Origin of the sequence: Vibrio coralliilyticus ATCC BAA-450, from assembly GCF_000176135.1 — a bacterium.
Taxonomy (GTDB): Bacteria; Pseudomonadota; Gammaproteobacteria; order Enterobacterales; family Vibrionaceae; genus Vibrio; species Vibrio coralliilyticus.
Map to the genome: position 1 here is coordinate 273,882 of NZ_ACZN01000013.1, position 15,721 is coordinate 289,602.

Genomic DNA, 15,721 nt, shown 5'->3' on the forward strand with positions numbered 1-15,721 from the left:
CAATTAGCTTCTCAGGCCAATCCCTTTGGTCACCAAATAGTGGGCTACTGCATATAAGGCAACGACAAATACACCAAGTACACCGAATGAGGTCACAATCCCAACATCCGAAACACCCAAGAAACCATAACGGAACGCATTGACCATATAGACAATCGGGTTGATTTTCGACACGCCTTGCCAGAATTCAGGCAACAGGCTAATTGAATAGAAGACACCACCGAGATAAGTGAGCGGAGTCAGCACAAAAGTGGGTATGATCGAAATATCATCGAACGTCTTCGCGTAAACCGCATTGATCAAGCCACCCAATGAGAACACCACTGACGTCATAAATACGGTTGCGATGATAATGCCCCAGTGATCTACTTGAAGATCAACAAAGAACAGCGACACAAAAGTCACAATGGTACCGACCAGTAAACCACGTACTACTCCGCCCATGACAAAGCCCCAAATGATCACATAGTTAGGGACGGGAGCCACCAAAAGCTCTTCGATATTTTTCTGGAACTTAGCACTGAAAAAGGACGAAGCCACATTGGAATATGAGTTGGTGATAACAGACATCATGATCAAGCCTGGCACTATGTATTCCATATAGCTAAAGCCGTTCATTTCACCAATTCGAGAACCTATCAGGCTACCAAAAATAATGAAGTACAGAGTCATAGTGATCGCCGGTGGCACTAGTGTCTGAACCCAAATTCGAGTAAAACGATTAACCTCTTTGGTCAGTAGGCTACAAAAAGCAGTCCAATAAATTCGGTACATTTTACTGGCCTCCTTCGCGGACAATATTCACAAACAGCTCTTCTAATCGATTGGCCTTATTACGCATCGACAGCACTTTGATGCCCTGCTCTGTCAATTGACTAAAAATGGCATTGAGCCCTTCACTCTTCTCGATTTCAATTTCTAGTGAACCGTTGACGACACTCTGGCTATTCACGCCTTTCAAAAGAGGCACTTCCACCCCATCTTCCAAATCAAGAATGAAAGTTTCCACATGAAGTTTGTTCAACAACGCTTTCATTGTGGTGTTTTCTATCAGCTCACCTTTACTGATGATACCTATGTTGCGACACAGCATTTCAGCTTCTTCAAGGTAATGGGTCGTCAAAATAATCGTGATGCCTTCTTGGTTAATTTCCTTAAGAAACTCCCACATAGAACGGCGCAGTTCAATGTCGACTCCAGCAGTAGGCTCATCCAGAATCAGTAACTTCGGCTCGTGGACCAAAGCACGAGCGATCATCAGGCGACGCTTCATTCCACCAGATAAGTTTCGTGCACGTTCGTTACGCTTTTCCCATAAATCGAGCTTGGTTAAATACTTTTCGGCTCTTTGTTTCGCCAAAGTGCGGGATACGCCATAGTACCCTGCCTGCTGTAGCACGATTTGTTCAACCGTTTCAAACTGATTGAAGTTGAACTCCTGAGGTACTAAACCTAAATTCTGCTTGGCCAGCTCCAAGTTCTGATCAATGTCATAACCAAACACTTTGACCTTACCAGACGTTTTGTTGACCAGAGAGGAGATCACCCCAATGGTCGTCGACTTACCGGCACCATTAGGCCCCAATAAGGCATAAAAGTCGCCTTTGGCGACACTGAGGCTAATACCCTTCAGCGCCTCAAATCCCCCCGCATAGGTTTTGCGGAGTTGTTCAATTTCTAATGCGTACATAGTTTTCAGTGTAATTGTTGGTTTTGTGCGGATGTGGGTAACGTGCGTATGCCGTTAGAGTGCCGCGAATGTAATTCAGTTTATCGTTGAATAACGATGAATACAATTACACGATTCGATTTATTTGGAAATATGAAGTGCTGTAACCTTGTTGCAAAAACGCCGCTGAGAGTCAGCGGCGTGGGTAGGTATTCATCAGTTTAAACAGCTTGAAACTGATGCTCATCGCTCTCGACGTGTTTCAACGCCGCTTTGAGAGCCTCGTAGCGGAACCTGTAGGTGTTTTCTTCAGGGACTAAATCAATAACATGGAATTTTTCTAATTGCTGACGAGTGCTTTCATTTGGACACAGAAGATAAACTTGGCAATTCGCTTCAAGAGCATCTTTAATCGCATTTTCCAGCGCTAGTCCGACAGTTACATCAATCATAGGCACATCCGTCAGGTCGAGTATCATCACTTCATAATCGGAAATACTGCTATGCTGGCGTGAGATCGCTTTTGAAACGCTAAAAATCATCGGCCCAGACAAATAGAAGAACAGCACTTTATCATTCGCTCTATCCAGTAAGCCTCGTTCACTATCCGTAAGAGGGACGTCATCTTCGTCAGCATCACTGATGGCTTTGACCTGACGCGCTTGCTCACGGCTCAAACGCTCAATGATAATGATGTTTGAAATGAAGACCCCAAGTCCAACCGCCACAATCAGGTCGACAAACACCGTCAGCAGCATCACACCATACATAATAGCCATACCGGCAAAGCTGACTTTGTGCGCGCGCTGGATGAAACTCCAGTCTAGGATGTTGAAGCCAACGTAAACGGCGATACCAGCCAAAACTGCCATTGGAATAGGCTCTGTTAGGCCACCAGCGACCAACACCACCAGCGCCAGCATTAGCGCACGAATCACACCAGACAGAGGGGAACGAGCGCCGACCTGAATGTTAGTTACAGTCCCCATGGTTGCACCAGCACCCGGCAGTGCACCAAAAAGGCCAGAGATCATATTCGCCAAGCCTTGACCACGCAGTTCTTTATCCGAGTTATGCTCTTTACGCGTCAGTGAATCTCCGATAACGGCGGTCAACAGAGTATCAATACACCCAAGTGTTCCCAACACTAGCGCATCAATAACCATCTCGGTAAACATCGAAGCATCGATATGCGGAATCACTAGTGACGGCAAACCTGCAGGTATCTCGCCAATGCGGCGGATAGCCTCAGTATCAAAGATAATAACGGATAGCAAAGTAACGGTAATTAATGCCACTAGCTGAGCCGGAACGTATTTACGGTATTTTTTCGGGAAGAAGAACAAGATCCCTAAGGTCAGCAGGCCAAGAAATAGCTCGCTAAACTTCATGTTGGCAAGGGTGTCAGGGAGAGCGGATAAGGTTCCTAATACACCACCTGAAGGAGCAGCATGACCAAGTAGTGGCGATAGCTGTAGGATAATCAGGATGACGCCGATTCCTGACATAAAGCCAGAAATCACGCTATACGGCATCAAGGTAACATACTTTCCGAGCTTCAATGTTCCAAGTAATATCTGAAACGCACCGGCCATCATCACAACCGTGAACGTCATCGCCATCCCTGTCTCAGGATATTTGGCCATCATACTGGTAAGGACGGCTGTCATTATCACCGTCATTGGACCTGTAGGCTCGGAAATCAGCGAATTGGAACCACCAAATAAAGAGGCAAACAATCCGACCAAGATAGCGCCCCATAAGCCAGCTTCAGCGCCAGCACCAGAGGCAACACCAAACGCCAATGCCAATGGCAGAGAAATGATCGCGGTGGTGACACCACCAAAGACATCCCCTTTTATATTGATATCTTCAAAACGACTTCCAAACACAATTCAGCCCCACTGCTTAATTAATGCTACTTTGATACTCGGTAATGAGAGCTACTCATAAAATAGACGGCCTTCCGAATAACCCCACCAAAAGTGGTTAATTTGGGCAAAAATTGACGCCATCTTCTGAGAAACACCATCGAAAATTAAATTCTAGCAAATACCCTAGGTCAAGGTTAGTGCCATTCTAGTTCCAACAGGCACACGTTATAACTCTTTGTTAGGTTCGCTACTAAGTTTATGGTTTTTAACGATAGAACACGTCAGATGAGTACCTTTTTACACAGTTTTGACAGGAACGAAATTGTAACATTGTGTATAGTAGCGAAAGAATTGTTAAGGATTGATTGTAAGATGCCGGAAATAAAACAGCTTTTTGAAAACAACTCAAAGTGGTCTGAATCCATTAAGGCTGAACGACCAGAGTACTTTGCAAAACTTGAAGAAGGCCAGAACCCTGGATTCCTTTGGATCGGTTGCTCTGACAGCCGAGTGCCTGCTGAGCGCCTCACCGGCCTGTATTCAGGCGAGCTCTTCGTTCACCGGAATGTCGCAAACCAAGTTGTCCATACGGATCTGAACTGTTTATCTGTTGTTCAGTATGCAGTAGACGTACTGAAAGTGAAACACATCATCATTTGCGGCCACTATGGCTGTGGAGGAGTGAACGCAGCAATCGACAACCCTCAGTTAGGGCTGATCAATAACTGGCTGCTGCACATTCGTGATAACTACCTCAAATACAAAACAGAAATCGAGTCGTTGCCACGTGAGCAGTGGGGCGACAAACTGTGCGAAATTAACGTTGCTGAACAGGTATACAACCTTGGCAACTCAACGATTTTGCAAGGAGCATGGGAACGCGGCCAGGAGATTCAAATCCACGGAGTTGTTTACGGTATCGGCAATGGCAAGCTGCAAGATTTAGGTGTACGCTGCTCAAGTAGAGAAACGTTAGAAAGCAGTCATCAGGAAGCCTTAGATAAAATCCTATCTTCACCTGTACTAGGTTAGATAACAAAAGACCCGCACAAGGCGGGTCTTTTTACATTCGTATTAGATGGCTTCCATTTATTCCTGAGGAACCACTTTACCAATGTAAGGTAGGTGACGGTATTTCTGCGCGTAATCAATACCCACACCAACAACAAACTCATCTGGGATAGCAAAGCCAACCCAATCGACGGGAACTTCCACCTCACGACGAGACGGCTTATCAAGCAGAGTACAAATCGCAATTGACTTAGGTTCACGCAGAGTCAGGATCTCTTTGATTTTATTTAACGTGTTGCCCGTATCAATGATGTCTTCAATGATCAGTACATCTTTGCCTTTGATGTCATCATCCAGATCTTTCAGAATGCGCACATCTCGCGAGCTTTCCATCGTATTGCCGTAACTAGAAGCAGTCATGAAATCAACTTGGTGAGTCAATTCAATCTTTCGAGCCAAGTCTGCCATAAAGACAAATGAGCCACGTAGCAGGCCAACCAGCACCAAATCTTCGCTGCCTTGGTAGTGAGCGGTAATCTCTTTACCTAATTCACTTACGCGTTCCTGAACTTCTTGCTCAGAAATCATTACTTCTACTGTATGTTTCATACCAATCTCATTTTCTGCATTAGCGAATACTCACTAAATACTAGTTTATATACCGCCAGATGATTTTAAGCGCGTAGTTTAACACCACTATGCAGCAGGAGAAACGTTTGCTTGATTAAAGGCTGCAATAAACATATGCAACTACATGATCATTAGCACGGTATTAATAAAAATGATTATTAAATGAACTGAAATCGTTGACCTAATTCATATGCACCATTACACTCATTACTGCGAAAGCAATAATAAAATACTAATTAGGGCAAAAGCCCACATATACAACTCAATTGGCAAGGAAATATAACTATGGATTCTATAGCTAAGAGACCGCGTACGCGTCTTTCACCACAAAAACGTAAACAACAACTGATGGAAATCGCATTAGAGGTGTTTGCTCGTCGTGGTATTGGTCGCGGTGGTCATGCTGACATTGCAGAAATCGCTCAGGTTTCTGTTGCTACTGTTTTTAACTACTTCCCAACCCGCGAAGACTTGGTTGATGATGTACTTAACTACGTAGTTCGTCAGTTCTCAAACTTCCTATCAGATAATATCGATCTTGATATTCATGCAAAAGAAAACCTACGCAACCTAACTTCGGCAATGGTTGACCTTGTTGTCAACGACTGCCACTGGCTTAAAGTTTGGTTCGAGTGGAGTGCATCGACACGTGATGAAGTATGGCCACTGTTTGTTACGACAAACCGTACCAACCAGCTTCTGGTTCAGAACATGTTTATCAAAGCAATCGAGCGCGGTGAAGTATGTGATGATCACGACCCAGCAGACCTAGCGACACTATTCCACGGCATCTGCTACTCACTGTTTGTGCAGGCTAACCGTACTCAAGATGATGAGTCTGTAAACCGCCTGACACAAAGCTACCTAGATATGCTTTGCATCTACAAGTAGATTAACCAGTGTCATCGTAAAGCCGGGGTTCACCCGGCTTTTTTGTGTCTACAAAAACTCTAAAATGAAAAAAGCCGCTGAGTAATCAGCGGCTTTTATTATTCAGTCTTCAGAGAAATTATTTTTTCTTTTTAACTGCTTTTTTGTTTGGAAGGTCAGTGATAGAACCTTCGAATACTTCAGCAGCTAGGCCAACAGACTCGTGTAGAGTTGGGTGAGCGTGGATAGTCAGCGCGATATCTTCAGCGTCACAACCCATCTCGATAGCTAGACCGATTTCACCTAGTAGTTCGCCACCGTTCGTACCAACGATCGCACCACCAATTACACGGTGAGTCTCTTTGTCGAAGATCAGCTTAGTCATACCGTCAGCACAGTCAGATGCGATTGCACGGCCTGATGCTGCCCAAGGGAAAGTCGCTACTTCGTACTTGATGCCTTCTTCTTTCGCTTCTTTCTCAGTCTTACCAACCCATGCCACTTCTGGCTCAGTGTAAGCAATTGAAGGGATAACTTTAGGATCGAAGTAGTGCTTCTTACCAGCAATAACTTCAGCGGCAACGTGACCTTCATGCACACCTTTGTGCGCAAGCATTGGTTGACCAACGATATCACCGATAGCAAAGATATGAGGTACGTTTGTACGAAGCTGCTTGTCTACATTGATGAAGCCACGCTCATCAATTTCTAGACCTGCTTTCTCACCATCAATAAGTTTACCATTTGGTACACGACCGATAGCTACTAGAACTGCATCATAACGCTCTGCTTCAGCAGGTGCTTTCTTGCCTTCCATTGACACGTAGATACCGTCTTCTTTCGCTTCAACTGCTGTCACTTTCGTTTCTAGCATTAGGTTGAACTTGTTCTTCACGCGCTTAGTGTAAACTTTAACGATATCTTTATCTGCCGCAGGGATAACCTGGTCGAACATCTCAACAACGTCAACTTTAGAACCTAGTGACTGGTAAACTGTACCCATTTCTAGACCGATGATACCACCGCCCATGATAAGTAGTTTTCCAGGAACTTCTTTCAGCTCTAGAGCATCAGTAGAGTCCCAAATACGTGGGTCTTCATGTGGAATGAATGGCAGTTTGATAGGACGAGAACCCGCAGCAACAATAGCGTTATCAAAGTTTACTGTTGTTGTCTCACCTTCGCCTTCAACAAGGATAGAGTTAGGGCCAGTAAATTTGCCGTAACCGTTAACAACCGTCACATTACGCATCTTAGCCATACCGCTAAGACCGCCAGTCAGTTGATTAACAACTTTCTCTTTCCAGATACGAATTTTGCTGATGTCAGTTTGCGGCTCACCGAACACAACGCCGTGATCTGCCATAGCTTTTGCTTCTTCAATTACTTTAGATACGTGAAGAAGTGCTTTAGATGGGATACAACCCACGTTTAGACATACACCGCCAAGAGTGCTATAGCGCTCGATTAGTACAGTTTCAAGACCTAAGTCTGCACAACGGAAGGCAGCGGAGTAACCAGCAGGACCAGAACCAAGTACAACAACTTGGGCTTTAATTTCTTTGCTCATTTTGACCTCTTGTAGTCATTATCCCTAACAGGCTGAGTGGGTATTGATTCTTTTGTTTAAGAGTGGTTGGTTTTAAACAGTTATTTTCAGACCGCCAACAGTTTACAGAGATGTTAATGGTGTGAAAAGCAATTCCATTTAGCCTGTGAGCTAGCCAACAATTAAGTAAGGAAAACGTTCTCCTTCACCCAATTGTCAGATGTTTCTATTAACAGAGGCGGCTAAAAAGGCCGCCTCTCAATCATCTCAATTCAATTAAAGAACCAGACGACGGATGTCTGATAGCGCACCGTTTAGGAAGGTAATGAAGCGCGCACCTTCAGCACCATCGATCACACGGTGGTCGTATGATAGAGATAGTGGAAGCTGTAGGCGAGGTTCGAACTCTTTACCGTTCCATACAGGTTTCATTTCAGACTTAGACACGCCAAGGATGCCGACTTCTGGTGCGTTTACGATTGGCGTGAACGCAGTACCGCCGATGCCACCTAGGCTTGAGATAGTGAAACAGCCACCTTGCATGTCAGCCGCAGTTAGCTTACCTGCACGTGCTTTCTTAGAAACAGCCATTAGCTCTTCAGATAGCTCGTAGATGCCTTTCTTGTTGACGTCTTTAAAGACAGGAACAACCAGACCGTTTGGCGTATCTACTGCGATACCGATGTTCACGTATTTCTTCAGAATGATGCTTTCGCCATCTTCAGACAGAGAAGAGTTGAACGCTGGGAACGCTTCAAGCGCTTTAGCAGCCGCTTTCATAATGAACACAAGTGGTGTGATCTTCATTCCAGTGTCTTTCTTCGCTTCGATAGCGTTCTGCTCTTTACGGAACGCTTCTAGCTCAGTGATATCAGCGTTGTCCCACTGTGTAACGTGAGGAATCATCACCCAGTTACGGTGTAGGTTTGCACCTGAGATCTTCTTGATCTTAGAAAGCTTCTGAACTTCAGTTTCACCAAACTTGCTGAAGTCAACTTTCGGCCAAGGCAGTAGACCAAGCGCTGCGCCGTCGCCTTTACCAGATGCTGCTGCACCTGCGCCAGACTCAAGACGCTTAAGTGCGTCTTTCACGTAGGCTTGAACGTCTTCTTTCAGGATACGACTCTTACGGCCAGAACCTTTAACTTTAGACAGGTTAACGCCAAACTCACGCGCTAGACGGCGAACAACTGGAGACGCGTGTGCGTACTCGTTGTTCTCTTGGAAATCGCCAGTCGTTGCTGGAGCTGCTGCCGCTGGAGCTTCTGCTTTAGGAGCTGCTGCAGGTGCCGCCGCTTGAGCTGGAGCCGCTGCAGGAACAGGGGCTGCACCCGCCACTTCGAAGACCATGATTAGAGAGCCAGTAGACACTTTGTCGCCAGCTGCAATCTTGATTTCTTTAACCGTGCCCGCAAATGGTGCTGGTACTTCCATTGAAGCTTTGTCGCCTTCAACAGTGATTAGAGATTGCTCTTCTTCCACTGTATCGCCAACTGCAACCATGATTTCAGTCACTTCAACTTCGTCGCCACCGATATCTGGAACGTTCACTTCTTTCGCTGCAGACGCCGCTGGAGCCGCTGCTACTGGAGTTTCTGCTGCAACAGGGGCCGCTGGAGCACCAGAGCCTGCTACTTCGAATACCATGATTAATGAGCCAGTCGTTACTTTATCGCCTGCAGCGACTTTGATCTCTTTTAGAGTACCAGCGAATGGTGCAGGTACTTCCATAGAAGCTTTGTCGCCTTCAACTGTTAGAAGAGATTGCTCTTCTTCGATGCTGTCGCCAACTGCAACCATGATTTCAGTGACTTCAACTTCATCGCCGCCGATATCTGGTACGTGAACTTCTTTCAGTTCACTTGCAACTGAAGGGGCCGCAGCTGCTGGAGCTGGAGCCGCTGCTGGTGCAGCCTCTGCCGTAGCAGGTGCAGCGTCAGCTGCACCCTCGGCTTCGAAAATCATGATTAGAGAACCAGTAGAAACTGAGTCGCCTTCAGCAACTTTGATTTCTTTAACGATACCCGCTTGAGATGCAGGAACTTCCATAGAAGCTTTATCGCCTTCAACTGTGATCAGAGACTGCTCTTCTTCAACCTTGTCGCCAACGCTTACAAGAATTTCAGTAACTTCAACCTCATCCGCACCGATGTCTGGTACATTAATTTCGATTGCCATTTCTTATTTACCTTCTCAATTAAGCGTATAGCGGGTTAGTTTTTTCAGTGTCGATGTCGAATTTAGCAATCGCTTCAACGACTACTGACTTCTCAACATCACCACGCTTAGCCAGTTCACTTAGCGCAGCTACAACAACGTAACCTGCGTTCACTTCGAAGTGACGACGTAGGTTCTCGCGGCTGTCTGAACGACCAAAGCCATCAGTACCAAGTACTTTGTAAGACTCAGAAGGCATGAACGCACGAACTTGTTCTGCGTAGTTCTTCATGTAGTCAGTCGCTGCGATTGCTGGCTCGCTGCCCATCACTTCTGCGATGTAAGGCACTTTTGCGTCAGCTTCTGGGTGTAGCATGTTGTCACGCTCTACCGCTTGGCCGTCGCGAGTCAGTTCGTTGAATGACGTTACAGAGAACACGTCAGACGCGATGCCGTACTCTTCACTTAGGATAGTCGCTGCTTTACGTACTTCGTTCATGATAGTACCAGAGCCCATTAGCTGAACTTTAGACTTGTCACCTGCGTAAGACTCAAGCTTGTAGATACCCTTACGGATGCCTTCTTCAGCGCCTTCTGGCATTGCTGGCATTGCATAGTTTTCGTTCATTACCGTTAGGTAGTAGAACACGTTCTCTTGGTTCTCACCGTACATGCGACGAATACCGTCTTGCATGATTACCGCAACTTCGTACGCGAATGTTGGGTCGTAAGAGATACAGTTAGGAACTGTGTTCGCCATGATGTGTGAGTGACCGTCTTCGTGCTGTAGACCTTCACCGTTTAGCGTTGTACGACCAGCAGTAGCACCTAGTAGGAAACCACGAGCTTGTTGGTCACCCGCCATCCATGCCATATCGCCGACACGTTGGAAACCAAACATTGAGTAGTAGATGTAGAATGGGATCATTGGCAGATCGTTTGTGCTGTAAGAAGTAGCAGCAGCAACCCAAGATGCCATAGAGCCTAGCTCGTTGATACCTTCTTGTAGTACCTGACCAGATGTTGCTTCTTTGTAGTAAGAAACAATGCCTTTATCTTCTGGTGTGTATTCCTGACCGTGCGGGTTGTAGATACCGATCTGACGAAATAGACCTTCCATACCGAACGTACGTGCTTCGTCACAGATGATAGGAACGATGTTCTTACCAATGTTCTTGTTCTTAAGCAGGATGTTAAGAGTACGAACGTAAGCCATAGTTGTTGAGATATCACGCTTCTGCTCGCTTAGTAGCGGCGCGAACTCTTCTAGCTCAGGCACTTTGAATTCTTGAGTAAAGTTAGGCAGACGCTGTGGCGTGTAACCTTTTAGCTCTTTACGACGAGCGTGTAGGTATTCATACTCCGCAGTACCTTCTTCAAGTTTCAGGTACGGAAGTTCTTTAACCGCTTCGTCAGTTAGGATGTCTTGAAGACCTAGACGATCACGTAGGTGTAATACGTGAGTCATGTCCATCTTCTTAACTTGGTGCGCGATGTTCTTACCTTCAGCCGCTTCACCCATACCGTAACCTTTAACAGTCTTAGCTAGGATTACTGTTGGACGACCTTTAGTCTCTGCCGCGTTTTTGTATGCTGCGTACAGTTTAGAAGACTCGTGACCACCACGCTTAAGTGCGAAGATTTCGTCGTCTGTCATGTCTGCAACTAGTGCAGCTGTCTCTGGGTATTTACCAAAGAAGTGCTCACGTACGTATGCGCCATCTTTAGATTTAAATGTTTGGTAGTCACCATCTACAGTTTCGTTCATTAGCTGTAGAAGCTTGCCAGACGTATCTTTAGCAAGTAGTGCATCCCAGTTGCTACCCCAGATAACTTTAACAACGTTCCAGCCAGCACCTTTGAATAGGCCTTCTAGCTCTTGGATGATGCTACCGTTACCCATTACAGGGCCGTCTAGACGCTGTAGGTTACAGTTAACTAGGAAACATAGGTTGTCTAGCTTTTCACGCGCTGCGAAAGACAGTGAACCACGTGATTCTGGCTCATCCATCTCACCGTCACCTAGGAACGCGTATACGCGTTGAGCTGTCGTATCTTTCAGACCACGACCGTCAAGGTACTTGAGGAAACGCGCTTGGTAGATCGCAGAGATTGGGCCTAGACCCATAGATACCGTTGGGAACTGCCAGAACTCAGGCATCAGTTTAGGGTGCGGGTATGATGGAATACCTTTACCGTCTACTTCTTGACGGAAGTTATCTAGCTGCTCTTCAGTTAGACGGCCTTCAACGAATGCACGAGAGTAGATACCTGGTGAAATATGACCTTGGTAGTACACTAGATCGCCACCGTCCGTCTCGTTTGGAGCGCGGAAGAAGTGGTTGAAACATACTTCGTAGAATGCAGCAGAAGACTGGAAAGACGCCATGTGGCCGCCTAGCTCTAGGTCTTTCTTAGATGCACGTAGAACGATCATGATTGCGTTCCAGCGGATGATGGAACGAATACGGCGCTCAAGTGTTGTGTCACCTGGGTAAGCTGGTTCTTGATCTGCAGGAATCGTGTTGATGTAGTTGGTTGTGATTCCAGTTGGCATGTCAACACCGTCTAGACGTGCTTTGTCCAGAACTTGCTCTAGTAGGAACTGAGCACGCTCTACACCTTCTTCACGTACAACTGACTCAAGGGCTTGTAGCCATTCTTGAGTTTCCAGTGCGTCTACGTCATGCTTCATATCAGACATGGCGATCTATCCTTCTGTTGGTTGGATCTACTTATTTAAGTAACGCTCTTTACGAGTCGTTACCCTGCTGAATTCGACGCAAAGATCGCTCACGGCGAGACTCTTCACGACTCAAATCCAACAATGTTTCTTCAATATAAGCTAAGTGTGAGTGCGACATTTCACGCGCCTTTTCTGGCTGACCAGAAACGATCGCATCAACGATATTAGCTCGGTGTTTACTTACTTTTTCTACCACTTCATCGCGGCGATGTAAGAGCTTAAGATTCTGAAGGACGTTTTGCTCCAGCAAAGGGGCCAAACTACGAACGATATGAAGCAGGACAACGTTGTGCGCTGCTTCAGTCAAAGCGATCAAAAACTGCATGACTGCAGCCGCTTCCGCTTCGACGTTTTTCTTCGTTTGCTCTTCGCTGATGTTTTTCAGGCAAGCCTGAATACGGGCAAAGTCCTCATCGGTGCCACGAACTGCTGCAAAATAAGCAGAGATACCTTCCATCGCATGGCGCGTTTCCAGTAAATCCAGCTGTGTTTCCGAATGGCTAGACAATAAATTTAGCAGAGGATCTGAAAAACTCGTCCAGATATTCTCGCTAACAAATGTGCCACCACCCTGGCGACGAGTAAGAAGACGTTTAGCTTCGAGGCGTTGAATTGCTTCACGGATTGAAGGACGAGACACATCAAACTGCTTTGCCAGTTCGCGCTCTGGTGGCAACTGCTGCCCCGGAGACAATGTTCCTTCCACAATCAGCCGTTCTAACTCTTGTTCAATTACATCAGAGAGTTTTGGCTGACGAATCCTTTGATAAGCCATAGTTGTTGTTCTTCTACTCTTTGCAGTCAATTGGTATTACCAATTTTAAGTTGGCGACGAAATTAACATAATTAAAACGCAAGTTCCAGTCAAAAATTGACCCACATCATAGAACAAGCCATACGTCAACACTTTGATAACATTAGCTGATTAAAACAGCAATCAAATTGGTCTGACCAATTACAAAATATAAACAGATGGGAATAAATCGTGCTAGCAATCACACTTTAATTGGTCAGTTTTAAAAAAATATGAACGGAATATGTCGTGAAAAGATGGGAAGTTGCGGGATGCGGGATGCGGGATGCGGGATGCGGGATGCGGGATGCGGGATGCGGGATGCGGGATGCGGGATGCGGGATGCGGGATTATTCTATCCCCTCAGTGAAAAGTGCCGTCAACCACTTACGATAAACCTACGGCACCTTACTCTAAAAGGACAAAGCACTGTATTCCCTTCAAATTAGAATGCATTAGGGCGCAATTCGTTCTCAACTCCCATTCGGTAAGACGAACCTGTTCCCGCTTCCAGCAACAAAGCGCTCCCGTTATTCACGGAGCGCTGCGCAGGCCTTTATTTCGCTTCGATATGGTCAATCATCAATTGTAACGACTGATTACCTCGAAACTCGTTGATATCAAGCTTGTAAGCCAAACGTACGGTTTTCACTGACGCATCTGGCCAGCGACGCAGATCGACATTAAAAGCAATCCCATCAATCATGATGTTGGTCGGGTGACCTTTATGTAAAGGTTCCAGCATCAGCTTAAGGTGTTTATCTCCCACCAGCTTCTGATGCAGTACTTTAAACTCACCATCAAACAAGGGTTCTGGAAACGCTTGCCCCCATGGTCCACCAGCACGAAGCATCTCTGCGATGTGCATTGAAAACTCTTCTGGCTTCAATTCACCGTCAGACAAAATCACACCTTTGAGTGCGGCGTCGTCCAACTCTTGTTTCACAGCCTCATCAAACAACTGAGCAAATCGTTCGAAGTCTTTTTCCATGATCGTCAGGCCTGCAGCCATGGCGTGACCACCAAACTTGAGGATCAGGCCGGGATTTTGAGTATCAATACGATCGAGAGTGTCACGCATATGCAGGCCTGGAATCGAACGGCATGAGCCCTTAATGCTCCCTTCTCCACCATCCGCGAAGGCAATCACAGGACGATGAAACTTCTCTTTGATTCGAGATGCTAAAATGCCAATCACACCTTGGTGCCAGTCACGCTGAAAAAGCACCAGTCCATGAGGCATATCCTTGTCACCAAACTGAAGACGCTCACAAAAAGCCATCGCTTCCTGCTTCATGCCTTCTTCAATTTCTTTACGCGTTTGATTCAGACCATCCAGCTCACTCGCCATACGACGTGCAGCATGGATGTTGTTAGCCATCAAAAGCTCAACGCCAAACGACATATCATCCAAACGGCCAGCGGCGTTGATACGCGGACCTAGAGCAAAACCGAAATCGGCAGCGACTAGTCGACGCGCATCTCGCTTTGCGACTTCAATCAATGCTTGAATACCAGGTCGTGCTTTGCCGGCACGAATACGCTGAAGGCCTTGGTGAACCAGAATGCGATTGTTTTCATCTAGTGGCACAACGTCAGCAACAGTACCCAAAGCAACCAAATCAATCAGCTCCATCAGTTTAGGCTCTGCCATGCCCTGCTCGGCAAACCATCCCTGCTTTCTCATATGAACGCACAACGCCATCATGAGATAAAACGCTACTCCCACGCCAGCCAACGCTTTCGAAGGAAAAGCACACTCTTCGAGATTTGGGTTGACCATCGCATCGACGTTAGGTAATTCATGTCCCGGCAGGTGGTGGTCAGTAACTAATACTTTAAGCCCTTGCTCTTTGGCGTAACGCACGCCATCAATCGAAGAGACGCCGTTATCGACCGTCATAATCACTTCAGCGCCAATCTCAATCGCCTGATCAACGACTTCTGGGCTAAGGCCATAACCATCTTCAAAACGATTCGGCACCAAATAATCGACGTTATTGGAACCTAGCATTCGTAATGCAATCACCGATAAGGCCGAACTGGTTGCCCCATCGGCGTCGAAATCTCCGACAACGATAATGCGTTTATTACCCTGAATAGCTTCAAATAGCAGCTCGACTGCGGCGTCAATACCGTGCAGTTTTTGATAAGAGTGCAATGCCCGCGCCGTCGTTTCTAACTGCTGGGCACTGGTGATACCGCGTGAGATATAAATGCGCTTAAGAAGTGGAGCAATGTCGGTGGAAAGCAGACTGAGATCAACCTCAGGCCGGCGTTGGATTTCGATCATAGATTGGATTGAGCCTTGTTCTTGGGCAGGACGCCTGATTAGCGAACAAGTTAACAGATGAGAATCTTATATCAACCTAATTCATGACATAGGATTCTCATCACAAGCTCGCTTGTCAGGCGCTCAAAA

Annotated in this window: 11 protein-coding genes; 2 read left to right on the plus strand and 9 right to left on the minus strand. The window is 46.3% G+C overall.

What is annotated here, in order from left to right:
• Positions 1-3: 3 nt before the first annotated feature.
• The 3 genes from VIC_RS04575 to VIC_RS04585 all read right to left on the minus strand — a co-directional run bounded on the left by VIC_RS04575 (position 4) and on the right by VIC_RS04585 (position 3,561).
• On the minus strand, positions 4-774 hold the full coding sequence (locus tag VIC_RS04575) for an ABC transporter permease (protein ID WP_006958117.1): 771 nt from the start codon (positions 772-774) through the stop codon (positions 4-6).
• A gap of 1 nt (position 775) precedes the next feature.
• Positions 776-1,690 carry an ABC transporter ATP-binding protein gene (locus VIC_RS04580; RefSeq protein WP_006958118.1) on the minus strand — a complete coding sequence of 305 codons (915 nt, stop codon included), beginning with the start codon at positions 1,688-1,690 and terminating at the stop codon, positions 776-778.
• Positions 1,691-1,890: 200 nt separating this feature from the next.
• A complete protein-coding gene (locus tag VIC_RS04585; RefSeq protein ID WP_006958119.1) occupies positions 1,891-3,561 on the minus strand; it encodes a SulP family inorganic anion transporter in 1,671 nt (556 codons plus the stop codon).
• A gap of 354 nt (positions 3,562-3,915) precedes the next feature.
• Between VIC_RS04585 and can the strand changes: the two genes are divergently transcribed.
• The gene (gene can, locus VIC_RS04590) at positions 3,916-4,575 is read left to right on the plus strand and encodes a carbonate dehydratase (protein WP_006958120.1); all 660 of its coding nucleotides are present in this window, start codon (positions 3,916-3,918) and stop codon (positions 4,573-4,575) included.
• Between the two features lie 57 nt (positions 4,576-4,632).
• Here the strand turns inward: can and hpt are convergent, their stop codons facing one another.
• Positions 4,633-5,163, minus strand: a complete 531-nt coding sequence (hpt, locus tag VIC_RS04595; protein WP_006958121.1) for a hypoxanthine phosphoribosyltransferase — start codon at positions 5,161-5,163, stop codon at positions 4,633-4,635.
• A 306-nt stretch (positions 5,164-5,469) separates the two neighbouring features.
• On the opposite strand from hpt, the gene VIC_RS04600 reads away from it, so the two are divergent.
• Entirely contained in the window at positions 5,470-6,075 is a 606-nt protein-coding gene (locus VIC_RS04600; RefSeq protein ID WP_006958122.1) for a LuxR/HapR/OpaR family quorum-sensing transcriptional regulator, read from the plus strand.
• A gap of 118 nt (positions 6,076-6,193) precedes the next feature.
• Here the strand turns inward: VIC_RS04600 and lpdA are convergent, their stop codons facing one another.
• The 5 genes from lpdA to recJ form a co-directional block, all read right to left on the minus strand.
• The gene (lpdA, locus tag VIC_RS04605; RefSeq protein ID WP_006958123.1) at positions 6,194-7,624 is read right to left on the minus strand and encodes a dihydrolipoyl dehydrogenase; all 1,431 of its coding nucleotides are present in this window, start codon (positions 7,622-7,624) and stop codon (positions 6,194-6,196) included.
• A gap of 255 nt (positions 7,625-7,879) precedes the next feature.
• Entirely contained in the window at positions 7,880-9,781 is a 1,902-nt protein-coding gene (gene aceF / locus VIC_RS04610; protein ID WP_006958124.1) for a pyruvate dehydrogenase complex dihydrolipoyllysine-residue acetyltransferase, read from the minus strand.
• A 19-nt stretch (positions 9,782-9,800) separates the two neighbouring features.
• A complete protein-coding gene (gene aceE / locus VIC_RS04615) occupies positions 9,801-12,464 on the minus strand; it encodes a pyruvate dehydrogenase (acetyl-transferring), homodimeric type (protein WP_006958125.1) in 2,664 nt (887 codons plus the stop codon).
• A 49-nt stretch (positions 12,465-12,513) separates the two neighbouring features.
• Positions 12,514-13,281 carry a pyruvate dehydrogenase complex transcriptional repressor PdhR gene (gene pdhR / locus VIC_RS04620; protein ID WP_006958126.1) on the minus strand — a complete coding sequence of 256 codons (768 nt, stop codon included), beginning with the start codon at positions 13,279-13,281 and terminating at the stop codon, positions 12,514-12,516.
• 574 nt (positions 13,282-13,855) lie between these two features.
• Positions 13,856-15,592 carry a single-stranded-DNA-specific exonuclease RecJ gene (gene recJ / locus VIC_RS04625; RefSeq protein WP_006958127.1) on the minus strand — a complete coding sequence of 579 codons (1,737 nt, stop codon included), beginning with the start codon at positions 15,590-15,592 and terminating at the stop codon, positions 13,856-13,858.
• Positions 15,593-15,721 lie beyond the last annotated feature (129 nt).

Bases quoted from the DNA above. Each gene is read 5' to 3' on its own strand.
- aceF (WP_006958124.1), bottom strand. From the start codon at position 9,781: ATGGCAATCGAAATTAATGTACCAGACATCGGTGCGGATGAGGTTGAA.
- can (WP_006958120.1), top strand. From the start codon at position 3,916: ATGCCGGAAATAAAACAGCTTTTTGAAAACAACTCAAAGTGGTCTGAA.
- VIC_RS04580 (WP_006958118.1), bottom strand. From the start codon at position 1,690: ATGTACGCATTAGAAATTGAACAACTCCGCAAAACCTATGCGGGGGGA.
- lpdA (WP_006958123.1), bottom strand. From the start codon at position 7,624: ATGAGCAAAGAAATTAAAGCCCAAGTTGTTGTACTTGGTTCTGGTCCT.
- VIC_RS04600 (WP_006958122.1), top strand. From the start codon at position 5,470: ATGGATTCTATAGCTAAGAGACCGCGTACGCGTCTTTCACCACAAAAA.
- VIC_RS04575 (WP_006958117.1), bottom strand. From the start codon at position 774: ATGTACCGAATTTATTGGACTGCTTTTTGTAGCCTACTGACCAAAGAG.
- pdhR (WP_006958126.1), bottom strand. From the start codon at position 13,281: ATGGCTTATCAAAGGATTCGTCAGCCAAAACTCTCTGATGTAATTGAA.
- recJ (WP_006958127.1), bottom strand. From the start codon at position 15,592: ATGATCGAAATCCAACGCCGGCCTGAGGTTGATCTCAGTCTGCTTTCC.
- aceE (WP_006958125.1), bottom strand. From the start codon at position 12,464: ATGTCTGATATGAAGCATGACGTAGACGCACTGGAAACTCAAGAATGG.
- hpt (WP_006958121.1), bottom strand. From the start codon at position 5,163: ATGAAACATACAGTAGAAGTAATGATTTCTGAGCAAGAAGTTCAGGAA.